At 68.5% G+C, this 23,285-nt stretch carries 18 protein-coding genes; 9 read left to right on the plus strand and 9 right to left on the minus strand.

Annotated elements, in window-relative coordinates; all coding sequences use genetic code 11:
• Window positions 1-87: 87 nt before the first annotated feature.
• From phoB to ppx, 4 genes are all read left to right on the plus strand, one after another.
• On the plus strand, window positions 88-777 hold the full coding sequence (gene phoB, locus O9280_RS06285) for a phosphate regulon transcriptional regulator PhoB (RefSeq protein ID WP_298340286.1): 690 nt from the start codon (window positions 88-90) through the stop codon (window positions 775-777).
• 16 nt (window positions 778-793) lie between these two features.
• Window positions 794-2,122 (plus strand): phosphate regulon sensor histidine kinase PhoR, encoded by a 1,329-nt coding sequence (phoR, locus tag O9280_RS06290; protein WP_298340289.1) that lies wholly within the window; start codon window positions 794-796, stop codon window positions 2,120-2,122.
• Window positions 2,123-2,199: 77 nt separating this feature from the next.
• On the plus strand, window positions 2,200-4,308 hold the full coding sequence (ppk1, locus tag O9280_RS06295; protein WP_298340291.1) for a polyphosphate kinase 1: 2,109 nt from the start codon (window positions 2,200-2,202) through the stop codon (window positions 4,306-4,308).
• Window position 4,309: 1 nt separating this feature from the next.
• Window positions 4,310-5,830 carry an exopolyphosphatase gene (gene ppx, locus O9280_RS06300; RefSeq protein WP_298340293.1) on the plus strand — a complete coding sequence of 507 codons (1,521 nt, stop codon included), beginning with the start codon at window positions 4,310-4,312 and terminating at the stop codon, window positions 5,828-5,830.
• Window positions 5,831-5,836: 6 nt separating this feature from the next.
• Here the strand turns inward: ppx and O9280_RS06305 are convergent, their stop codons facing one another.
• Window positions 5,837-6,949, minus strand: coding sequence for an alkaline phosphatase D family protein (locus O9280_RS06305; protein WP_298340295.1), 1,113 nt, complete (start codon window positions 6,947-6,949; stop codon window positions 5,837-5,839).
• Entirely contained in the window at window positions 6,949-9,183 is a 2,235-nt protein-coding gene (locus O9280_RS06310; protein ID WP_298340297.1) for a TonB-dependent receptor, read from the minus strand. Before O9280_RS06310 ends, O9280_RS06305 begins: the two co-directional genes overlap by 1 nt.
• Window positions 9,184-9,353: 170 nt before the next feature.
• Between O9280_RS06310 and O9280_RS06315 the strand changes: the two genes are divergently transcribed.
• Window positions 9,354-10,511, plus strand: coding sequence for a glycosyltransferase family 1 protein (locus O9280_RS06315; RefSeq protein ID WP_298340299.1), 1,158 nt, complete (start codon window positions 9,354-9,356; stop codon window positions 10,509-10,511).
• The gene (locus O9280_RS06320) at window positions 10,508-11,053 is read left to right on the plus strand and encodes a phosphatase PAP2 family protein (protein WP_298340622.1); all 546 of its coding nucleotides are present in this window, start codon (window positions 10,508-10,510) and stop codon (window positions 11,051-11,053) included. The genes O9280_RS06315 and O9280_RS06320 overlap by 4 nt, the downstream gene beginning before the upstream one ends.
• Here O9280_RS06320 and O9280_RS06325 read toward each other — a convergent pair.
• On the minus strand, window positions 11,037-11,633 hold the full coding sequence (locus tag O9280_RS06325) for a GNAT family N-acetyltransferase (protein WP_298340301.1): 597 nt from the start codon (window positions 11,631-11,633) through the stop codon (window positions 11,037-11,039). The two genes, O9280_RS06320 and O9280_RS06325, sit on opposite strands and share 17 nt — an antisense overlap.
• Window positions 11,633-13,474: a DUF885 domain-containing protein gene (locus tag O9280_RS06330; protein ID WP_298340303.1), complete on the minus strand. Its 1,842-nt coding sequence runs from the start codon at window positions 13,472-13,474 to the stop codon at window positions 11,633-11,635. Before O9280_RS06330 ends, O9280_RS06325 begins: the two co-directional genes overlap by 1 nt.
• Window positions 13,475-13,543: 69 nt before the next feature.
• Here O9280_RS06330 and rlmJ point away from each other — a divergent pair, with 69 nt between their 5' ends.
• From rlmJ to O9280_RS06345, 3 genes are all read left to right on the plus strand, one after another.
• Complete coding sequence (rlmJ, locus tag O9280_RS06335; RefSeq protein ID WP_298340305.1) at window positions 13,544-14,386, plus strand: 23S rRNA (adenine(2030)-N(6))-methyltransferase RlmJ; 843 nt, start codon at window positions 13,544-13,546, stop codon at window positions 14,384-14,386.
• Window positions 14,387-14,452: 66 nt separating this feature from the next.
• Window positions 14,453-15,739: a diguanylate cyclase gene (locus O9280_RS06340; RefSeq protein ID WP_298340306.1), complete on the plus strand. Its 1,287-nt coding sequence runs from the start codon at window positions 14,453-14,455 to the stop codon at window positions 15,737-15,739.
• A 62-nt stretch (window positions 15,740-15,801) separates the two neighbouring features.
• The gene (locus tag O9280_RS06345; RefSeq protein WP_298340308.1) at window positions 15,802-16,431 is read left to right on the plus strand and encodes a hypothetical protein; all 630 of its coding nucleotides are present in this window, start codon (window positions 15,802-15,804) and stop codon (window positions 16,429-16,431) included.
• A gap of 58 nt (window positions 16,432-16,489) precedes the next feature.
• On the opposite strand, the gene pnp is transcribed toward O9280_RS06345, so the two are convergent.
• The 5 genes from pnp to infB all read right to left on the minus strand — a co-directional run bounded on the left by pnp (window position 16,490) and on the right by infB (window position 23,234).
• Window positions 16,490-18,592, minus strand: coding sequence for a polyribonucleotide nucleotidyltransferase (gene pnp, locus O9280_RS06350; RefSeq protein WP_298340310.1), 2,103 nt, complete (start codon window positions 18,590-18,592; stop codon window positions 16,490-16,492).
• Window positions 18,593-18,731: 139 nt separating this feature from the next.
• Entirely contained in the window at window positions 18,732-18,992 is a 261-nt protein-coding gene (gene rpsO, locus O9280_RS06355; protein WP_297866720.1) for a 30S ribosomal protein S15, read from the minus strand.
• 197 nt (window positions 18,993-19,189) lie between these two features.
• Window positions 19,190-20,113 carry a tRNA pseudouridine(55) synthase TruB gene (gene truB, locus O9280_RS06360; protein ID WP_298340312.1) on the minus strand — a complete coding sequence of 308 codons (924 nt, stop codon included), beginning with the start codon at window positions 20,111-20,113 and terminating at the stop codon, window positions 19,190-19,192.
• A gap of 53 nt (window positions 20,114-20,166) precedes the next feature.
• Complete coding sequence (gene rbfA, locus O9280_RS06365) at window positions 20,167-20,598, minus strand: 30S ribosome-binding factor RbfA (protein WP_298340314.1); 432 nt, start codon at window positions 20,596-20,598, stop codon at window positions 20,167-20,169.
• A complete protein-coding gene (gene infB / locus O9280_RS06370; protein ID WP_298340316.1) occupies window positions 20,598-23,234 on the minus strand; it encodes a translation initiation factor IF-2 in 2,637 nt (878 codons plus the stop codon). The genes rbfA and infB overlap by 1 nt, the downstream gene beginning before the upstream one ends.
• Window positions 23,235-23,285: the final 51 nt, after the last annotated feature.

Here is a 23,285-nt window from a genome sequence, read left to right on the forward strand (position 1 = left end):
GCGCTGTGACGATTCCCTTTCAGTCGTCATGGTCGCGTCACAAAAGTTTTATCTACTGGCGCCCTGACCCCATGGCCTGGACATCCCGTGCAGAAGCGCATCCTCATCGTCGACGACGAGCCCGCCATCCGTGACATGGTGGCCTTCGCCCTCCGCAAGGGCGAGTACGAGCCGGTGCATGCCGGTGACGCCCGCGAGGCGCAGACCGCCATCGTCGAGCGCGTGCCCGACCTGATCCTGCTGGACTGGATGCTGCCGGGCACCTCGGGCCTCGACCTCGCCCGCCGCTGGCGCAAGGACGAGCTCACCCGCGACGTGCCGATCATCATGCTGACGGCGCGCGGCGAGGAGAACGACCGCGTCTCGGGCCTCGAATCCGGCGTTGACGATTACGTGGTGAAGCCGTTCTCGGCCCGCGAGCTCCTCGCGCGGATCAAGGCCGTCATGCGCCGCTCGCGCGAGGACGAAGCCGACGGCAGCGTGCAGATCGGCCGCCTGCGCATCGACGGCGCGGCGCACCGCGTGTACGCCAGCGACGAATCCATCCACGTCGGCCCGACGGAATACCGGCTTCTGCACTTCTTCATGACCCACGCCGACCGCGTCTACACCCGCGCCCAGCTCCTGGACCATGTGTGGGGCGGCAACGTGTACGTCGAAGAGCGCACCGTCGACGTGCACATCCGCCGACTCCGCAAGGCGCTCGAGCCGCAGCAGCTCGACGGCATGGTCCAGACCGTCCGTGGCAGCGGCTACCGGTTCTCGGAAACCCCATGACGGACGCGCGCGCAGCATGACCGTCGGGGCCCTGCTGCGTCGTGCTTGGCGCGCGTCGGTCGCCCGCCTCGTGGCGATCGTCGCGGCCGCGGCCCTGCTGGGTTGGTGGCTGGACGCCTTCTGGCCCCCGGTCGCGCTGTCCGCCTTCGCCATCCTCGGCTGGCATTACTGGCGCCTGCACCGCCTGCTCGCCCGCCTCTACCAACGCCGCCGCCTGCGCGACATCGATGGCCGCGGCCTCTGGGACGACCTCGAAATGCTCCTCCACCGCCGCCAGAACGAAGGCCGCGCCCGCACGAAGCGATTGCTGGGCCTGGTGCGCGGCTACCGGCGCGCCGCCACGCTCATGCCGGATGCGGTGCTGCTCGTCGACCGCGACAGCGGCCGCATCGACTGGTGCAACCGGCAGGCTCGGGAGCTTCTGGGCCTCGGCCCGCAGGGCAACGAGGGCACCGTGGGTGCGGTGTTCCCCGATGCGAAGGTCCGGGCATGGCTCGATGTCGGGCAGACCGATGAACCCTTGCTCGACCAGGCCTCGCCGCTCGACGCGAACGTCCGTCTCAGCCTGCGCCTGCTGCCCTACTCCCCCACGCAATGGCTGCTGGTGGTGCGCGATGTCACCAAGCTGCTGCGGCTGGAACAGCTGCGCCGCGATTTCGTCGCCAATGTCTCGCATGAGCTGCGCACGCCGCTGACGGTGGTGCACGGCTACCTCGACATCCTCGATGCCGACGATTACCCCGAGCTCGGCCCGATGCTCGACGAGATGCGCAAGCAGTCCGCGCGCATGTCGCAGCTGGTCGAAGACCTCCTGACGCTCTCGAGGCTGGAGGCCCAGGAGGCCCTGGCCCACCGCGAGGTGGTCGCCATGGCGCCGCTGCTGCTGACGCTGAAGCGCGAAGCCCAGGCGATCTCCGCGGGCCGGCACCACATCCACGTCGAGGACAGCGCGAACATCGACCTGCTCGGATCGACGCGGGAGCTGCACAGCGCCTTCTCGAACCTCGTGTCGAACGCCGTCCGCTACACCCCGGTCGACGGCCGGATCGACGTCCGCTTCGAGCGCAGCGCCGACGGCGGCGTCGTGCTGGCGGTGCAGGACAGTGGCTACGGCATCCCGGCGCAGCACCTGCCGCGCCTGACCGAACGTTTCTACCGCGTTTCCACCAGCCGGGCGCGCGAAACCGGCGGCACCGGACTCGGCCTGTCCATCGTCAAGCACGTGCTGAACCTCCACCAGGGCCGCCTCGACATCCGCAGCGAGGTGGGCAAGGGCAGCGTATTCGCCTGCGTGTTCGGGCCGGAAGCCGTGGTCGAGCGCGCGCGCGGCAGCGACGACGCCTGAGCCTGCCGCGCGCCACGGCTTGCCAGCCGCGGCTGCGTCGTTTCCAATCCAGAGTCCGGTTCACGCAAGGCCGCCCCGTGCCCACCAAGTCGCCCCGAAAGCCCGCCGCCGCGGTTGCCGCCACCGGCACCTCGGGCCTCCCCGACAACGAGCTGTTCCTGAGCCGCGAACTGTCGCAGCTGGCCTTCAACCGCCGCGTGCTCGCCCAGGCCGAAGACGCGTCGATTCCGCTGCTGGAGCGCCTGCGCTACCTCTGCATCAGCTGCACCAACCTCGACGAGTTCTTCGAGATCCGCGTCGCCTCGCTGCGCACGACGGTGCAGTTCGGTTCGACGGCCACCGTCGACGGCGTGGCGCCCATCGCCCTGCTGAACCAGATTCACGACGAAGCCAGCGCGCTGGTCGACGCGCAGTACGAGTTCTGGAACGACACGCTGCGCCCCGCCCTGAACGAGGCCGGCGTGCGCATCCTGCCGCGCGACGCCTGGAGCGCGAAGCAGAAGCGCTGGCTGAAGGAATACTTCGAGCACGAGATCATGCCGGTGCTGTCGCCGCTCGGGCTCGACCCGGCGCACCCCTTCCCGCGCATCCTCAACAAGTCGCTCAACGTGGTCGTGGTGCTCGATGGCAAGGACGCGTTCGGCCGCGCCGGCGGTATGGCCATCGTCCGTGCGCCGCGCTCGCTGCCGCGCATCATCCACATCCCGACGGAAATCTCCGGCGCGCCGCACGACTTCGTGCTGCTCTCGGCGGTGCTGACCGCCTTCGTCGACGAGATCTTCCCGGGCATGAAGGTCAAAGGTGCGTGGCAGTTCCGCGTGACGCGCAACTCCGAGCTGGTGGTGGACGAGGAGGAAGTGGAGAACATCGCGCATGCCGTGCGCGAGGAACTCGTCGGACGCGGCTTCCGGCCCGCCGTGCGGCTGGAGATCGCCGAGAACTGCCCGACCACGATCGTGCAGGTGCTGTTGCAGAACTTCTCGCTGCCCGAAAACGCGGTCTACCGCATCAACGGGCCGGTGAACCTCAACCGCGTGATCCAGGTGATCGACCTCGTCGACCGTCCGGAACTGAAGTGGCCGCTGTTCACGCCGCGGCCCACGCGGCTCGATACCGACGCGCCCTTCGACCAGCTGCGCGAGCGCGACATCCTGATGCACCACCCCTACGAGACCTTCAACGCAGTTCTCGACCTGGTGGCGCACGCCGCGCACGACCCCGACGTTCTGGCGATCAAGCAGACGCTGTACCGCGTCGGCAAGGATTCGCCGTTGATCGAACACCTGGTCACCGCCGCGCGCAACGGCAAGGACGTCACGGTCGTCGTCGAGCTGCGCGCACGCTTCGACGAGGAGGCGAACCTGCGCCTCGCCGACCGTCTGCAGGAGGCCGGCGTGCAGGTGCTGTACGGCGTGGTCGGCTACAAGACCCACGCCAAGATGATGCTCATCGTCCGCCGCGAGGGGCAGCGGCTGCGTCGCTATGTGCACCTCGGCACCGGCAATTACCATGCCGGCACCGCGCGCACGTACACCGACATCGGCCTGATGACGGCCAACGAGGAGATCGGCGCCGACGTGCACGCGCTGTTCCAGCAGCTCTCCGGCCTCGCGCCCTCGTTCAAGCTGAAGCAGCTGCTGACCTCGCCCTTCACCCTGCACGGCGGCCTGCTGGCGAAGATCGCCCGCGAAGCGCAGCACGCCCGCGAGGGCAAGCCGGCGCGCATCATCGCCAAGATGAACGCGCTCAACGAGGCCGGCGTGATCCGCGCCCTCTACGCCGCCTCGCAGGCTGGCGTGCAGATCGACCTGATCGTGCGCGGCGCCTGCGCGCTTCGCCCGGGGGTGAAGGGGCTCTCCGAGAACATCCGCGTGCGCTCGGTGGTCGGCCGCTTCCTCGAGCACAGCCGCGTGTACTGGTTCCAGAACGACGAATCCCCGCAGCTGTACTGCTCGAGCGCCGACTGGATGGAACGCAACCTGCTGCGCCGCGTCGAGACCTGCTTCCCCATCCTCGACCCGAAACTGGCGAAGCGCGTGTTCGACGAGGAGCTGGCCAACTACCTGGCCGACAACACGCAGAGCTGGCAGCTGCAGGCTGATGGCCGCTACGTGCGCGTCGTGGTGGAAGGCGACGACATGCCGCACTCGGCCCAGCAATCCCTCCTCGCCAAGCTCTGCCACTGACATGCCGAACAGCACGCGCCGCAGCCTGCAGGACGGCGACCTCCTCGCAGCGGTCGACCTCGGCTCCAACAGCTTCCACCTCGTCGTCGCCCGCTACACGCTGGGCCAGCTGCGCATCGTCGACCGCATCAAGGAGACGGTGCGCCTCGCGGAAGGCCTCGACGTCAATGGCGGCCTGCGCCCGGACGTCGTGGCCCGCGCCCTCGATTGCCTCGCCCGCTTCGGCCAGAAGCTGCGGAGCGTGCCGCCGGCTCAAGTGCGCGCGATCGCGACCAACACCGTCCGGCAGATGCGCAACCCGCAGAGCTTCCTGCTGCCGGCCGAAACCGCGCTCGGACACGGCATCGAAGTGGTGGCCGGCCGCGAGGAAGCCCGCCTCGTCTACCTCGGCGTGGCGCACGGCCACCCACCCGGCAAGTCGCGGCGCCTCGTCATCGACATCGGCGGCGGCTCCACCGAGTTCATCATCGGCGACGGCATGGCCCCGATCGAGCGCGAAAGCCTGCAGATGGGCTGCGTGGCCACCACGAAACGCTTCTTCGCCAACGGCAAGCTGAGCCGCAAGCGTTGGAAGGACGCCCAGATCGAAATGGCCGCGGAGTTCCAGCAGTTCGCGGCGCTGTACCGCCAGTTGGGCTGGAAGGAAACCTTCGGCTCGTCGGGCACCATCAAGGCGATCGGCGAGATCTGCGAGGCGCTCAAGCTCTCGAAGGGCGGTCTCATCACCGACACGGCGCTGGCGGGCCTGACCGACCGCGTGCTCGCCTTCGACACCATCGAGACGCTGAAGCTTCCCGGCCTGAGCGCGGAGCGCCAGCCGGTGATCGCGGGTGGCGTGCTGGTGTTGGCCACCGCCTTCGAAGCGCTCGACATCCGCAAGCTGCACGTCAGCGAAGCGGCCATGCGCGAAGGTGTGCTGCACGACATGGTCGGCCGTGGCGGCAAGGCCGACCCGCGCGAAGAGTCGGTCGCGGCACTGATGACCCGCTACGCGATCGATACCGCGCAGGCGGAACGCGTGGAAGCGACGGCGCTGGCGCTGTTCGACGAGGTCGAGACCGACTGGGGCCTCGAGGCCCCGGACCGCCAGATGCTGGCCTGGGCCGCGCGCCTGCATGAGCTTGGCCTCGCCATCGCGCACAGCCAGTACCACGTGCACGGCGCCTATATCCTCGAGAACTCCGACATCGCCGGTTTCTCGCGCACCGAGCAGCAGTTCCTCGCCACGCTCGTGCGCAACCAGCGACGCGCGCTGCGGCTCACCAGTTTCGAGGGCCTGCCCGACCGCCTCGCCCCGGCGGCCCAGCGCTGCGCGATGCTGCTGCGCTTGGCGGTGCTGCTGCACCGTGCCCACGAGGCCGGGAAGATCCCCGGCCTGCGCCTTCGGGTGTGCAGCGGCGAACTGCAGTTGAAGCTGTCGAAGCGCTGGCTCGACGCGCATCCGCTGACCCGCGCCGACCTCGACACCGAGCGCGAGCACCTGCGCGATATTGGACTGCGCTTGGAGTTGGACGGCGGCTGACCGCGATCAGCGGCTGCGGAGCGTGGACAGCGGCACGCGCTGGTCGATCAGCGCCGCACCTTCGGCGTCCCGCAGGCCGAGGCGCAGTTCACGACGCGCCCAGTCGATTTCCACGAGGCCGAAGTTCGCCCGGTGGTGGGCCTCGCCGATGCGCAGCGCGTTGGGCACCGGCACGTGCCATTCCTCGGTGAGCCCGCTCGAGGTCAGGTCGACCATCGGGTAAGGCACGTTCGCATCGAGGCGCGTGAGTTCGCCGTAATGCGTATCGCCGGAGAGGAACACCACGCCCTCGGCGCGGGTGTCGCGGATCAGCTGGAACAGCCGGGCCTGGTCGCGCGGGTAGTTCACCCAGGCTTCCCAACCCGGGAAGTCGGCCAGCACCTGCAGGCTGGAGCCGATCAGGCGCACCTCGGCCGGTTCGCGAAGCTGGGTTTCCAGCCACGCCCACTGCGCCTCCCCGAGCATCGTCGCTTCCGGCGACGGATCGCGCGCGTAGGGCCCCGGCACGGGACGCCCCGCCCTCGCCTCGCGCCGCCCCCAGCGTTCGTGCGCCCCGTCGTCCGGAAACGCCGTGTTGCGCGCAATCGGCGTGCGGTTCCAGCGCAGGTCGAGCAGGATCACCTGCACGCGCTGCCCCGGTGGCCCGAACATCGCACTGGTATAGACCCCCTCATGCGAGCGTCGAGGCGAATCGGCCGGCTCGCGCCAGAAGTCGAAAAACACCTCGCGCGAGGCGTCCTTCATCGGGTAGTCGGCCCCCGCGTCGTTCTCGCCGTAATCGTGGTCGTCCCACGTCGCCATCACCAGCGTCGACGCGCGCAGGCGCTGGAAGCCCGGCTGGGCCCCCAAGGCCGCGTAAGCCGCTTCGAGCTCGCGACGGTCCCGCGTGTCGCCGTAGACGTTGTCGCCGAGGAACAGGAACAGATCGGGATCGGCCGCTTCGACCGCCGCCCAGATCGGTTGCGGCTTGTGCTGTTCGGCACAGGAGCCGAAAGCGATGCGGGTCAAGGCGGGCGCGCTGTCGCTGGCCGCCTCCGGGGCCGCGAGGGCCACCGGAGGAAGGCACAGCACGAGCGCCAGGCCGAGGTGGCGCAGGGCCACCGACGGCAGGCGCCGCATCAGAACGAGGCCTCGAGCGTCAGGAACACCTGGCGCGGGGCGCCGGTCACCAGCGTGTAGTTCAGGCCCTGCGGATCACGCGCGACGAAGCCGTTGGTGCCGACGCTGGCGAAGTAGTCCTCGTCGAATAGGTTGGTGACGTTGAGCGTGGCCTTGAGGTCCTTGGCGAAGCCGAGGTCGCCGAAGCGGTACGACACCGAGGCGTCGGTGACCCAGTAGTCCGGCACGCGCGAGTCGTTGACGTAGGTGATGAAGCGCTCGTCGGTGTACTTCATGCCGATGCGGGCCTCGAGGGCATCCGCCGCGTAGCGAAGCTCGACGTTGGCGAGCATCTCCGGCGTGTCGACCACGGTCTTGCCGTCGGTCGGCACCAGGGTCGTGCCGTCGAGGTAGTTCGAGGCGTACTCCGACGAGTTCCACGACAGCGAACCGAACAGCGAGAAGCCGCCGCCAAGGCGCCAGTCGATCGCCGCTTCCGCACCCGAGGTCTCGACGTCACCGACGTTGGCCAGGACGCTGGGGCAACCGACGATGCCGGCGCACTGCGAGATGGTCAGCAGGCGGTCCTCGAAGTCCACGCGGTACAGCGTGAGCGAGCTCTGGAAGCCTTCGTTGCCGTAGCGCAGGCCGCCTTCGAACGTGGTCGAGGTCTCCGGGCGCAGCGTGTCGCGAATGGCGTTGAAGCCCGACTGGCTGGCCGAGAACGGACCATTCACGCCAGCGCGGAAGGCCGCCATGTTCTCCGCGTAGGAGCCGAACAGTTCGAAGCCCGGCGCCACTTCGAAGCGCAGGCCAAGCTGCGGCAGGAAGCTGTCCTTGGCCTCGATGCGGCCCTGCGCGCGCGTGCCACGACGGCTGACCGCTTCGATCTCGGCGTCCAGCGCCTTGAAGCCGGCATCGATCGTGAAGCGGCCATCCATCAGCGCGATGCGGTCGTTGAGGTACCAGACCTGCGTGCGGCTGTCGAAATCCTGCTCGAACACGCGGACGTCCGGGCTGCGGTAGAAGTAGCCGCGGTTCGGCGGGGTGTCGGCGTTGAGGAAGTAGAAGTTGCGCTGCAGGTTGTGGTCGCTGTCCTCGTGCCACAGGCCGAAGCTCAGCGTGTGCACGCCGAAGGGCAGCTCGAACCCGGCCGTCAGGCCACCGCGGTCGATCGTGTACTCGGTGGTGCGCAGGCTCAGCGGCAGGGTAGCCGAGCTCGGCGAGTACGGCGTCACCCAGTGGCCCTGGCCTTCGTTGGTGTGGCGATAGACCTGCGCCTTGAAGCTGCCGCCGTCGCCGATGGCGATGTCGGTGTTCAGCGCGTAGAGGTTGTCGTCACGGAGGCCGCGGCCGAGGTAGTAGGCATCGTCAAGGCTGTTCACGCCGCCCGAGAACTGGCCGAAACCGGCGCGGATGGCGCGCGTCCAGTCACGCGCGTAGTTGTCCCAGTCCATGCCGAGGCGGCGCGCCGACTCCAGCGACAGGTCCGCGTAGTCGGTCTCGTTGCGACGCGAGGTGTTGATGAGCGCGCCGAGACTCCACGCCTCGTCGGCGTAGCGGGCCTGCGCGTTGACCTGGCGGGAATCCTGCGCACCGTAGCCCTTCCACTTCTCGGCATCGTGCTTGGCGCCCGAGAGGAACGCCGAGAAACCATCGAGGTCGCCGGTGTCGTAGCGCGCGAAGGTGCGCAGCGTGTCGTCGCTGCCGACGGTCTGCGCGAGGGTGGCACCGCGCTCGGCCTGCGGGCCGCGCGAGGCGAAGCGCACCGTGCCGCCGAGGTTGGACGACGACGCGGTGTCCAGAGCGCCGCTGCCCTGCGAGACTTCGGCGAAGCCGAGGTTCTCGGCGATCAGCGCGCGGCTGATGTGCAGGCCGTTGTGGTTGCCGTAGCTCATGTCGCCCAGCGGGATCCCGTCGAGCGTGAAGCCCAGCTGGTTCTGGTTGAAGCCGCGGATGTTCAAGCGCGTCGACCACTCGTAGTTGCCCCACGGGTCGGCCGAAGTGAAGTGCACGCCGGGAAGCTTGCCGAGCAGCTTGAGTGCGCTGCTGCCAGCGGGCTGGCGGGCCAGCTCTTCGCGGCCCAGCGCCTGCACCTGGCGGGTTTCGCCGGTGCCGACCACGTTCACCGCGTCGAGGACGGCGGCGTCATCGCGCACCTCGGGATTGGCGGAAGCGGCCAGCGGGGCAAGCGCGGCGGCGACCGCGAGGGCAAGCAGATGGCGAGGGCGACGGCAGGGGGTGATCGACGACATCCGGAACTCCATTTGGGGGCCAACCTCCGATCGGAGGAATGGGCGCGCACCTTGGACCCGGAACGTGACGCGATCGTGGATGCCACATGACATCGCGCCGCATGCGCCGATTCATCACAGCGTCATCGCGATGTCACCGCCCTGCCGCGCATCGCCTTCAGGCTCGCGGCATGGACACGACTGCCGCCCTCGCCCGCCGCTTCGAGCTCGTCACCGAGACCTACCCGCCGGAGATCAACGGCGTGGCGCTCACCGTGCAATCCCTACATGTCGGGCTGAAGGCGCTTGGGCACGACGTCGGCCTCGTTCGCCCCGCACGCCCGGACGAGCTGAGCGATGAATCCCCGGAACTGCTCCGCGTCGACGGCGCACCGATCCCGCGCTATCCCGGCATGCGCTTCGGCTTGCCGGCGGGTTGGAAGCTCGCGGCACGCTGGATGCGCCAACGGCCGGACGCGATCTACATCGCCACCGAAGGCCCGTTGGGCTGGTCGGCGTTGCGCGCGGCAAAGCGGCTGCGCATCCCCGTTGCCACCGGCTTCCACACCCGCTTCGACGACTACGTGGGCCGCTATGGCGCGGGATTCCTCGCGCCCTGGGTGCTCGCTTGGCTGCGCCGCTTCCACAACCGCGCCGACGCCACCCTCGTGCCGACGGGCGAGCTCGTGGAGCAGCTGACGGCGCAAGGCTTCCGCCACGCCCGCCGCCTCGGCCGGGCGGTGGATACCGTGCGATTCCACCCGGCCTTCCGCGCTGACGCGCTCCGCGAACAGTGGGGCGTCGGCCCCGACGACCTCGTCATCGTGCACGTCGGCCGCCTCGCGCCGGAAAAGAACCTGCCGCTGCTGATGCGCTGCTACGAGGCCCTCAAGGCCGAGAGGCCGACGACGAAGCTCGTGCTGGTCGGCGACGGTCCGGAACGGCCGGCGCTCGCCGCGCGGCATCCCGAGGTGATCTTCGCCGGCACCTTGCGCGGCGACGCCTTGGCGGCGCATTTCGCCTCCGCCGATCTGTTCTGCTTCCCGAGCCTCTCGGAAACCTTCGGCAACGTCACCCTTGAAGCCATGGCCTCGGGCCTGCCGACGGTGGCGTTCGATTACGGCGCAGCGCGCGAGCACCTCCGCAACGGTGTGCACGGCGCGGCGCTTCCCTTCGGTGACGAGACGGCCTTCCTCGCGCGCTTCCTCGATGTCGCCCTCTCCCCACAGCGGCTCGCGATGGGCCATGCCGGCCGCGAGGCCGTCGAGGGCCTGTCGCCGGACCGCGTCTCGCGCGACTTCGCCGATCTGCTCATCCAACTCGCCAACCCGCTCGAGAGGGCCGCCTGATGATGACACGATCCACCCTGGTCCAACGCGAACACCACTGGTGCCTGCAGTTGAATGGCTGGTGCACGCACCGCGCCGTGCGCCTCTACTTCAAGGCCGTCAGCCGCCTGGGCGACGGCGTGTTCTGGTACGCGATGATGGCGGTCCTCGCGGTCTTCGGCGGTGAGGAAGGCCTGCATGCCGCGGCGCACATGGCCGTGGTCGGCGGCATCGCGGCCATCCTCTATCGGCGCATGAAGGGCTTCTTCCGCCGCGCGCGGCCCTGCCATCGCGACCCCGCAGTGCGGGCGTGGGTGGCGCCACTGGACGAATTCAGTTTCCCGTCCGGGCACACGCTGCATGCCGTCAGCTTCACGCTCGTCGCGCTCGCGCACTACCCGGGCTTCGCCGCGTGGCTGATTCCTTTCACCGCCAGCATCGCGGTGTCGCGCGTGTTCCTCGGCGTGCATTACCCGAGCGATGTGCTGGCCGCCACCGGCATCGGCGCCACGCTCGCCGGCATCGCGCTGTGGGCGGTGCCGGGCGTCAGCCTGTTCGGCTGATCGGACGCAAGCGGAAGGTCAGCGTGTGCGCCACGTCGGGGCCGCCCTCGGCTTCCGGCCAGCCCAGGGTGCAGCGCAGGTCGTCGCGACGCACGTAGCCGCGCTTGCCCCACAGCGCCTCGTTGCCGCGATAGTCCGGCGGACGTCGCGCATCGGACGCGTCGCGGTCCACCGCGCAGAACGCCGTCCAGTCGAAACGCCCCAGCGCCGTCGCGTGGGCTTCCCGCGCGTCGAAGAACGCGTGCCCGAGCCCGCGGCCGCGGTACTCGGGCAGCAACACCGACTCCCCGAAGTAGAACACCCGCGCGATGTCGAACCCTGCCGCCTCGAACGGCGCGCGGAAGGCTTCGGCATCGTCGGCCAGCGGCAAGCCGCTCGACGCGCCGACGATGCGCCCAGCGTCCATCGCCACAACGAAAACGCTGTCGGGCGAACGGGCATACACCTCGAGATAGGCCCGCTCATACGCCTCGTTGCCGGCGTACAGGTAGGGCCATTCCCGGAACACGCCGATGCGCAGCCGCGCGAGGTCGGGGAGGAACGGCCCGACCTCGGCGCCACGGACGACGCGGCATTCCATCAACCGGCCACCGCGGCGTCGGCGCCGCCGGCCTTCGCTTTCTCCGCCGCGATCCACGCCCGCACCTGCTGCTGCAGCAGGGTCATCGGCAGCGAGCCATTGGTCAGCACCACGTCGTGGAAGGCCGCGAGGTCGAAGCCCTCGCCGAGTTCGCGCTTCGCTTCGTCGCGCAGTTCGACGATGGTGTTCATCCCGACCTTGTAGGCCAGCGCTTGCCCCGGCATCACGAGGTAGCGCTCGATTTCCGCGACGACGTCCGTCTGCGGCATGCCGGTCTTCTCGACCATGTAGTCGATGGCCTGCTCGCGCGTCCAACGCTTGTGGTGCAGGCCGGAATCCACCACCAGCCGAACCGCACGGAACATCTCCGCCTGCAGGCGGCCGAGGTCGTCCAGCGGCGTGGGTTGGAAGCCGATCTCGGCAGCCAGCTTCTCGGAGTACAGGGCCCAGCCTTCCGAGTACGCGGTGAACGGGAGCAGCTTGCGGAAGGTCGGCACGCCTTCGATCTTCTGCTGGATCGCGAGCTGGAAGTGATGGCCGGGAATGCCCTCGTGGTACGCCAGCGTCCGCATGCTGAAGCGAGGGATCTCCTGCACGCTGCGCAGGTTCGCGTAGAACACGCCAGGGCGCGAGCCGTCCAGCGCCGGCGGCTGGTAGTAGGCGCCCGGCGAGGTCTTCTCCTTGAACTCCGGGATGCGCTCCACCTTCACCGGCTGCGTCGGGCGCACGCTGAAGTACGGACCGAGGCCGGCGTCGATGGTGTCTATCATCGACTGGTAGTCGGCGAGGATCTGCGCCCGCCCTTCGTCGGTGTCGGGATAGAGCTGGTCCGGGCGTGCCGCGATCGTGCGCACACGCTCACCGATCGTGCCCTCGACGAGGCCTTCGCCCTGGAGGATGGCGTCCATCTCGCCCTCGATGCGCGCCACCTCGCGCAGGCCGAGCTCGTGCACCTGCTCCGGCGTCATGTCGGTCGTGGTGTGCATGCGGATCTGGTGCTGGTAGAAGGCCTCGCCGTCCGGCAGGGCCCAGACGCCGTGGTTGCCGGTGGTCTTCGGCAACAGGGCCACGTAGTCGTCGATCCACCCTTGGTAGGCCGGGTACACCTGGTCGCGGATCACGGCTTCCGCATCGGCGAGCATTCGCTGCTGGTCGGCCTCTGCGATCGCTTCGTCGGCCTTGGCCATCTTGTCGACCAATGCGGTGTACAGGATGTTCTGCGTCGGCTCGGTGGCGACGAAAGCCTGCATCTCGGCCGTCACCTTCTCCACCACGAAGGTGGGCGGAATGATGCCGAGCTGCTCGCGCTTGGCCATGCCCTCGCGCACCTGCGCCGCCACCCGCGGAATCTCCAGCAGGCGAGCCACGTAGGCCTCGGCCCCGGAGAGCCCGGCGATTCGATGCTGCGACGCCATGAAGCTCGGCAGGTTGCTTTGGATGCCGAACAGCTGGTTGAGCGGGTAGTCGTGGAAGCGGAAGCGCTCGCCGTCGGCCTGCGTTTGCAGGAAGACTTCGAGGACGTCGTAGCTGAGGGTGTCGTCCAGCGCCGCGCGGTCGTAGCTGCGCAAGGTGGCGAGGTCGGCCTTCAGTTTGGCCAGCTGTTCCTCGCCCTTCGCGAGCGAATAGTCGTCCAGCTCGTCGGCCGTCCAATCGATGGACGGCGGCAGCATGCCGAGGCTCGAGATGATCTGCGGGCTCTCGAGCGCAAACTCGGCGAACACGCGCTCGTAGAAGATGCGGATGCTGACGGGCTTGAAATAGAGGCTGTGCAGAACGAACAACGTCAACGCGAGCAGCAGCAGGAGCGCGCCGCGAAACGTCCAGCGGAACAACTTGGCCATGGAACCCCCTCCGTGTGGAAGCCCCCATGCTAGCGCGGGCACCCGCGATGCAGCGCTAGACTGCGCGCCATGAACTACCGCCACGCCTTCCACGCCGGCAACCATGCCGATGTCCTCAAGCACGTCACCCTGCTCGCCTGGCTCGACGCGCTCACCGCGAAGGACAGCCCGGTGTTCCTGCTCGACACCCACGGTGGCCGCGGCCATTACGCCCTGGATGCCGAAGCCGCGGAACGCACGGGGGAAGGCCAGGCTGGCATCGGTCGGCTGTGGGGCCGGCATGGCCTGCCCGCGGCGGTGCAGCGCCTCTGCGAGGTCGTCGGCCGCTGGAACCCAGACGGACGGCTTCGCGCCTACCCCGGCTCGCCGCGCATCGCCCTCGCCGCCCTGCGCCCACAGGATCGCCTCGCCGCCTGCGAACTCCAGCCGGAAGAAGCCGCGACCCTGAAGGCGAACCTCGCCGGCGATCCGCGCGCCGCCGCCCATGCGCGCGACGGCTACGAAGCCACGCGGGCACTGCTGCCGCCGAAGGAGAAGCGCGGCCTGGTGCTCATCGATCCGCCGTACGAAGCCCAGGAAGCGGAGTACCCGCGCGTCCTCGAGGCCGTCGCCACCGCGCTCGAACGTTGGCCCACCGGCGGCGTGGCGGTCTGGTATCCGATCAAACAGCGGCGGGCGCTGCACGGCTTCTTCCGCCAAGCCACCCTGCTCGCCCAGCGCGGCCTGCTCTGCGCCGAGGTCCTCGTCCGCCCCGACGACTCACCGTTGCGGCTCAACGGCAGCGGCATGCTGATGTTCCACCCGCCGTGGAAGCTCGACGCCGCGCTCGCCCCGGCCCTGCCGGTGCTGGCCCGGATGCTCGGCGAACACCACGCCTCGCACCGGCTGGAGTGGCTGCGCCCGGCGCCTTGACACCGTTTGGCTTGCCGCAGGCCCGGCCAAGGGCGATGCTCGGCCCAATATCCCGGAGCCCCCGCCATGGCCGCCCTGCCCCAACGCGTCCTCATCGTCGAGAACTCCCGCAGTTACGCCGGCATGCTGGCCGAAGCGATGGAGGAACGCGCCGGGCTCCCGGTCGTCCTCGCGCGCACGATGGCCGAAGCCGAGACGGCGCTCGCCGCGAACCCGGACATCTTCCTCGTGCTGAGCGGGCTGGTCCTTCCCGACGCCGCGCAGGACGCCATCATCGACCGCTTCGCCGAGACCGGCCTGCCGATCGTCGTCGTCTCCAGCAAGTACGACGAAGCGCTGCGTGACCGTATCCTTGGCCGCAGCGTCGTCGATTACGTCATCAAGAGCGCCCCCGGCCACCTCGAGTACCTGGCGTGGCTGGCCCAGCGTCTGGACCGCAACCGCCGCATCGCCGCACTCGTCGTCGACGACTCGCCCTCAGCACGACTGATGGTCGCCGAGCTGCTGTCGTCCTACGGCTTCCGCGTGCTGCTGGCCAGCAGTGGCGAGGACGGTCTGCGTGCGGTGGATCAGGACCCGGGCATCCGCCTCGTCATCACCGACCACGAAATGCCCGGCCTCACCGGCGTCGACCTCAGCGCGAAGCTGCGCGAACGTTACGCGCGCGACCGCATGGCGATCATCGGCGTGTCGGGCGCCAACAAGCCGGAGCTCGTGGCGCGCTTCCTGAAGAACGGTGCCAACGACTTCCTGCACAAGCCGTTCTCGCGCGAGGAATTCTTCTGCCGCGTCTCGCAGAACGTCGACAACCTCGACCTGATCGGCACGCTGCAGGATCTCGCGACGAAGGATTTCCTCACCGGCCTGTCCAACCGACGCCATTTCTTCGAGCTCGCCGAGCGCCGCATCGATGCGCTGCATTCCGCGGGCCGCGAGTGCGCCGTGGCCACGCTCGACATCGACCACTTCAAGAAGATCAACGACACCTGGGGCCACGACGGCGGCGACCTCGCGCTCAAGTCCGTCGCTCGCGCAATGCAGGCGCACATGCGCGCCGAGGACGTCGTCGCCCGCTTCGGCGGCGAGGAATTCGTGGTGCTGGCGGGCGATCTCGATGCTGATTCCAGCCGCGAACACTTCGAGGCGCTCCGCGAGCGCATCGCCGCCCTCTCGGTGGAACTGCCCGACGGACGCACTTTCTCGCTGACCACCAGCATCGGCGTCTGCCGCTTGCCGGCCAGCGGCACCAAGGTGCCGATGCATACCGCGCTCAACGAGTCGGACCGCATGCTCTACATCGCCAAGGCGGGCGGGCGGAATCGCGTGGAGATGACGGCGTCGACGTCGGCCTGATCCAAGTGACGAAGCCTCTGCCATTCGCGTGGAGCAATGCGCGGCGCATTGCACTCGGAGCCATGCTGCTGGCCTCGGTGCCCGCGTTCAGCCCGATTTCCAACGAGTGGGCGAGGCAGATCGGTGAAAGGAACGCTGCTGCCCGGATCGCGCGCGAGCAGGCCGATGCGTCGGGCATGTTTCGTTGCCGCGTATCCGAACCAGGGCTTTCCAGGTTCACGCATGAGTTGATGCCGCCGCCCACGTCGACTTGGGAGATTCTCATCTTCCCGAGCTTTTCCGACAGGGTCGTGCTCGGGGTTGATGGACAGCGATGGACCGTCCGCACTTACGACCATCAGGACCGGACTCGCACGGAAAGCGTTCTCGGGCGACCGATGTGGAGCGGCTCGTCAACGCTTCCACCCGCCGAAACCGACGTGTTCGCGAGGCTCTTCGACAGCGCGCTGCGAACGGCATCGCAAGAAGCCTACAAACCCCAGTTCCTCGATGGCACCATGCTGCACCTGCGTGATCGGGCGGGCCGCTGCGCACAGTTGCATTTGCACAGTACCGGCACACGCGGCGACCGCATCGTGGGCGTGCTGGACGAACTGGCATCGTTGGTCCTCGCCGCCTCTCAGACAGGCAACACCATCGATGCCGCGAAGCTCAGGCGCGTCGCCCGCGAAGCTCGCCTCCTGACGCGATAACGAAGAAACCCGCCTTCCGGCGGGTTTCTTCGTTACAGCTCGGCAGCGAAGCGAAGGCTTAGACGCCCTCGCCCTCGGCCACGGCCTTGATCGACAGGCGGATGCGGCCCTGCTTGTCGACTTCCAGCACCTTGACCTGCACCACGTCGCCTTCCTTCAGCTTGTCGCTGACCTTCTCGACGCGCTCGTCGGAGATCTGCGAGATGTGCACCAGGCCGTCCTTGCCCGGTGCGATCGTCACGAACGCACCGAAGTCCATGATCTTGGCGACCTTGCCTTCGTAGATGCGGCCCGGCTCGACGTCCGACGTGATCTGCTCGATGCGCGCCTTCGCGGCCTGGGCGGCGGCGGCGTTGACCGAGGCGATGACGATGGTGCCGTCGTCCTTGATGTCGATCTGCGTGCCGGTTTCCTTGGTGATGGCCTGGATGGTCGAACCACCCTTGCCGATCACTTCGCGGATCTTGTCCGGGTGGACCTTCATCGTCAGCAGGCGCGGCGCGTAGTCCGAGAGCTCGGCGCGCGGGGCCGAGAGGCCCTTGGCCATCTCGCCGAGGATGTGCAGACGACCGGCCTTGGCCTGCGTCAGCGCGATCTTCATGATCTCCTCGGTGATGCCTTCGATCTTGATGTCCATCTGCAGGGCGGAAATGCCCGTCTGCGAACCGGCCACCTTGAAGTCCATGTCGCCGAGGTGGTCCTCGTCACCGAGGATGTCGGACAGCACGACGAAGTTGTCGCCTTCCTTCACCAGGCCCATCGCGATGCCCGCGACCGGCGCCTTCACCGGGATGCCGGCGTCCATCATCGCGAGCGACGAGCCACAGACCGAGGCCATCGACGACGAACCGTTCGACTCGGTGATTTCCGAGACGGCGCGGATCGTGTACGGGAAGCTCTCCATGTCCGGCATGACGGCGAGCACGCCGCGCTTGGCAAGGCGGCCGTGGCCGATCTCGCGACGCTTCGGGCCCATCATGCGGCCGGCTTCGCCGACCGAGTACGGCGGGAAGTTGTAGTGGAACAGGAAGTGTTCCTTCGACTCGCCTTCGGCGGCGTCGATGATCTGGCCGTCGCGCGCGGTGCCGAGGGTGGCGACCACGAGGGCCTGCGTCTCGCCGCGGGTGAACAGCGCCGAGCCGTGGACGCGCGGCAGCACGCCGACGCGGACGGTGATCGGGCGGACGGTGTCGAGCGCACGGCCATCGATGCGGACCTTGGTGGTCAGCACGGAGTCGCGCATGGTCTGGTACTCGAGCTCGCCGAACTCCTTCGAGGCTTCACCGGCCGACCAGCCGTTGGCTTCGATCTGCGGGGCGAGGGCGGCCATCACGTCCTTCTTCAGGGCGCCGATGGCGTCGCGGCGCTGCAGCTTGTCCGTCACCTTGAAGGCGTCGGCGAGGCGCGTGCCGACGGCGGCCTTCAGCGCGGCCACGAGGGCCTCATTGCGGGCCGGGGCGGTCCAGGTGCCCCAATCCTTCTGGCCGGCTTCCTTGACCAGTTCGTTGATGGCGTTGATGACCGTGCGGCCGGCGTTGTGGCCGAACGTGACGGCGCCGAGCATCACCTCTTCCGAGAGCAGCTTGGCTTCCGACTCCACCATCAGCACCGCGTTCGTGGTGCCGGCGACGACGAGCTCGAGCTCCGAGGTCTTCAGCTGGGTGGTGGTCGGGTTGAGGATGTACTGGCCGTTGGCGTAACCGACCTTGGCGGCGCCGATCGGGCCCGAGAACGGGATGCCCGACAGGGCCAGCGCGGCCGAGGCGCCGATCATCGCCGGGATGTCACCCTCGACTTCCGGGTTCAGCGAGACGACGGTCGCGATGACCTGCACTTCGTGGCGGAAACCTTCCGGGAACAGCGGGCGGATCGGACGGTCGATCAGGCGCGAGGTCAGCGTCTCGCGCTCGGTCTGGCGGCCTTCGCGCTTGAAGAAGCCACCCGGGATGCGGCCACCGGCGTAGAACTTCTCCTGGTAGTCGACGGTCAGCGGGAAGAAGTCCATGCCTTCACGGACGTTCTTGTTGCCGACGACGGTCACGAGGACGACGGTGTCCGCCATCTTGACGAGGACGGCGCCACCGGCCTGGCGGGCGATCTCGCCCGTTTCCAGCGTCACTTCGTGCTGGCCGTACTGGAAGGTCTTCGAATATTTCGCCACGTTCTGCTCTCTGGTTGTCTTTCGTTTCAGTCCGGCCGGGGGCCCCTGCCCCCTGGCTCGGTTGCCGCGTTGCCGCGGCGTGGGGTCTTCAAACCCCGAAAAGCAGCGCGGCGCATTTCTGCGCCGCGCGGGGTATCACTTAACGACGGAGGCCGAGGCGCTCGATGAGCGTCTTGTAGCGCTCGACGTCCTTGTCCTTCAGGTAGGCCAGCAGGCGACGGCGGGTGTTCACCATCTTGAGCAGGCCACGACGGCTGTGGTGGTCCTGCTTGTGGGCCTTGAAGTGTTCCGTCAGCTGCTCGATGCGAGCCGACAGCAGGGCGACCTGGACTTCCGGCGAACCGGTGTCGTTGGCGCCGCGCGCGAACTGGGAAATGATCTGGTTGGAATCGATGCTCATGGACGTTCTCGTGATGCGGAAGGCGCAGGAACGTCACTCGTGGACGCACCGCGGTCTTCGCCGGTTTCATGGGGATGCCTCGAATGAGGCGCGCGGATTGTAAGCCCGGCCGGGCTTCTGAACAAGGTTTTCACAGCAGGGCCCGAATCGCGTTCAGGCTCGGCCCTCACCGGGGCGATCCGCCCGCGGCGCGGGCCTCAGGAGGCCGCGGCCCAGCGGAACAGCCTCTGCGGGTGCACCACGCCGTCCCGGCCCTCGACCAGCCCCACCGCCCGCCCGCTCGGGGCGAACGCGGCCATCAGGCCATTCGCGGCGTCGAGGCCGGCCAGGCTCTGGCCGTGGCCCAGTTTCAGCACTTCGGCGTCACTGAGGTTCAGGCGCGGCCAGTCCGTGAGGGCGGACTCCACAGGCATCAGCAGGCTGTCCAGGGCCGCCAGGCCGGGCTCGCTGTTCCGGTCGATGGCCTCGATCTCGTCGAGGGTGATCATCGTCGGCGTGCGGAAGGGCTCGGCCCACAGCCGGCGCAACGCCACCACATGCGCGCCGCAACCGAGGTCCTCGCCGATGTCGCGCACGAGGCTCCGCACGTAGGTGCCCGAGCCGCAGGTGATGCGCAGCCGCAGCGACGCGCCATTGATCGACAGCAGTTCGAGCGCATGGACGTCGACCTCGCGCTCGGCAACCTCGACGATCTCGCCGCGTCGGGCCTTGGCGTAGAGCGGCTCGCCGCCCTGCTTCAGTGCCGAATAGATCGGCGGACGCTGGGAAATCCGGCCGATGTAGCGCTTCAGCACGCGCTCCACGGCATGCGCGTCGAGCAACGGGACGGGCCGCTCACGGAGCACCTGGCCGTCCGCATCATCGGTATCGGTGACGACGCCCAGTCGCGCTTCCGTCTCGTAAGCCTTGCGCGCACCGAGCATCAGTCCCGCCACCTTGGTGGCTTCGCCGAAGCAGATGGGCAGCAGGCCGGTCGCGAGCGGATCGAGGCTGCCGGTGTGGCCGGCCTTCTCCGCGCGGAAATGCTTGCGGACGCGCTGCAGCGCCGCGTTCGAGCTCAGGCCGGCCGGCTTGTCCAGCAGCAGCAGGCCATCGAGGGAACGGAAAGGAAGACGGTGCATGGGGGGAGTCCTCGATGAGGATCGGCCGCCGCGGCGCCCCGAAGGGCGCGGCGTCAGTGGGCGTCGCTGGACGACGGCTTGTCGCCGGGGGCGTCGTCGCCCGACGCTTCGCCGTTCGCGACCCGGATCGCGGCATCCTGCTTGGCGGCTTCACGCAGCAGCAGCTCGATCTTCTCGCCGCGATCGACGGATTCGTCGTAATGGAAATGCAGCTCGGGCACCTGGCGGATGCGCAGCATCTTGCCCAACAGCTGGCGGAAGCCCTTCGACAGCTCGTTCAGGGCCTTGACGACCTCGAGCGAGCGCTCCGGATTCAACGCGGTGACCCAGACCTTCGCGTGCGACAGGTCACGCGTGACCTCCACGTCGGAGACGCTGGCCGAGGGCAGCGAATGCTCGCGCACGGCCTCGTGCACCATCACGCCCAGCTCCCGGCGGAACTGGGCGGAGAGTCGATCGGTGCGCGAGAAGGAACGCTTCGGCATCAGAGCGACCGCGCCACTTCGATGCGCTCGAAGCATTCGATCATGTCACCCGGCTTGACGTCGTTGTACGCCTTCACCGCGATGCCGCACTCGGTGCCGGAACGCACTTCCTCGACGTTGTCCTTGAAGCGGCGCAGCGACTCCAGTTCGCCCTGGAAGATGACGGTCTGGTTGCGCAGCACGCGGATCGGCTTCGACTTCTTGACCGTACCCTCGACGACCAGCGAACCGGCGACGGCGCCGAACTTCGAGCTGCGGAAAACGTCGCGGACTTCGGCCACGCCGATGATCTCTTCGCGGATCTCCTTGCCGAGCAGGCCCGACGCGACCTGCTTCACCTGGTCGATGACGTCGTAGATGATCGAGAAGTAGCGCAGGTCGAGGCCATTGCCCTCGATGACCTTGCGGGCCGCCGCATCGGCACGGACGTTGAAGCCGATGACCACGGCCTTGGCCGCGGCGGCCATCACGGCCTCCGACTCGGTGATGCCACCGACGCCCGACTGGATCACGTTGATCTTGATCAGGTCGTTCGAGAGGGCGACGAGCGAGTCGCGCAGCGCCTCGACCGAACCCTGCACGTCGGCCTTGATCAGCAGGTTGAGCTGCTGCTGGCCTTCGCCCTTGCCCATCTGGGCCATGATGTCTTCCATGCGGCCGGCCTGCTTGACCAGCTTCGCCTCGCGAACCTTGGCCTCGCGCTGCTGGGCGACGTCCTTGGCGAGGCGCTCGTCGGCCACGACCACGAAGTCGTCGCCCGAGTTCGGCACGCCGGAGAGGCCGAGCAGCACCACCGGGATCGACGGGCCAGCCGAATCGACCTGCTTGCCGCCTTCGTCGAACAGCGCGCGCACGCGGCCGTACTGCGTACCGCAGACCAGGTAGTCGCCCTTCGACAACGTGCCCTGCTGCACCAGCACCGTGGCGACCGGGCCGCGGCCCTTGTCCAGCGAGGACTCGATGACGGTACCCGCCGCCTTGCCGTCGACCGGCGCGGAGAGTTCCATGACCTCGGCCTGGACGAGGATCGCATCCAGCAGCGCGTCGATGCCCATGCCGGTCTTCGCCGAGACGCCGATGAACGGCGTGTCGCCACCCCACTCTTCCGGCGTCACTTCGTGCTGGGCGAGGCCGTTGCGCAGGTTGTCGATGTTGATGTTCGGCTTGTCCATCTTGTTCATCGCGACCACCAGCGGCACCTTGGCGGCGCGCGCGTGCTTGATCGCTTCGATGGTCTGCGGCATGACGCCGTCGTCCGCCGCGACCACCAGCACCACCAGATCGGTGAGCTTGGCGCCGCGCGCACGCATGGCGGTGAACGCCGAGTGGCCCGGGGTGTCGAGGAAGGTGACGACGCCCTTGCCAGTTTCGACGTGGTAGGCGCCGATGTGCTGGGTGATGCCGCCGGCTTCGCCGGAGGCCACCTTGGTGCGGCGGATGTAGTCGAGCAGCGAGGTCTTGCCGTGGTCGACGTGGCCCATGATCGTGACGACCGGCGGACGCGTGCTGCGCTCGCCCTGGTCGGCTTCGATGTGCGCGGCCAGCGCCAGCTCGGCGTCGTCCTCGGTGGCGCGGACGGCCTTGTGGCCCAGTTCCTCGACGACGAGCACCGCGGTGTCGTGGTCGATGGTCTGGTTCAAGGTGGCCATGACGCCCATCTTGAAGAGGGCCTTCACCACCTCGCCGCCCTTCATCGCCAGCTTGTTGGCGAGATCGCCGACGCTGATGGCTTCACCGACGGCGACTTCACGCATCACCGGCGCGGTCGGGCGCGAGAACGCGTGCGGACCGGCGTTGTTGTTGTTGCCGTGGCTGTGGCGCGAAGGCTCCTGGCGGCCGCGGCCACCCGGCTTGCGCTTGTTGTTGCCCGTGTTGCGACGCGCGTGCGCGCCTTCGCTCAGGTGCAGCTGGCCACCGACGAAACGCCCACTGCGATCGTCTTCCGGAGCACCCTCTACCTTGCCGCCGGGCTTGCCACGACGGTTGGCGGCCTCGCGGGCACGCGCCGCCAGTTCGGCATCGGCGCGGCTCGGCATCTGGATGACGGGACGCGTCGTCGGACGCGAATCGGCCGGAGTGTCGGCGGCTGGGACCGCTGCCGGCTCCGCCGCTCGCTCGACCGGACGCTCGTCGGCGACGGGGTCGGCCGCGGGGGCTGGCGTTGCCGAGGTCGCACGGGCGGCCTTGTCGGCGGCTTCCTGGTCGCGGCGGCGACGGTCCGACTCGTCCAGCGCCTTGCGCTCGGCGTCGGAGCGGGCCTGCGACTCGGCCAGCTTGCGGGCGGCTTCCTCGCGCTCGGCGTCCGGGCCGCTCGGGGCGACATCGGCGCGCTTCACGTAGGTGCGCTTCTGGCGGACTTCGACGGCCACGGTGGCCTTGGTCTTGCCGCCACCGACCGTCAGCTCCTCGACCTTGCGGCGCTGGAGCGTGATGCGGCTGGGGCCGGCCTCCTCGGCGGGTTTTTCATCCTTGCCATGGGTGCGGCGCAGGAAGCCGAGCAGCTTCATCTTCTCGGTGCTGCTGACCACCTGGTCCGGCCCGGTGAACTGCATGCCTGCGCCGGAGAGCTGCTCAAGCAGCTTCTCGACGGGCAGGTTCAGCACCTTGGCCAGGGAGCGGACGGTGACCTCGGACATTCGGAAGGGCTTCCTTGGATGCGTTGCGCGTGGGGCGCTGGATTAAACTTG

Source organism: Silanimonas sp. (assembly GCF_027531545.1).
In the GTDB taxonomy this organism is placed as follows: Bacteria; Pseudomonadota; Gammaproteobacteria; order Xanthomonadales; family Xanthomonadaceae; genus Silanimonas.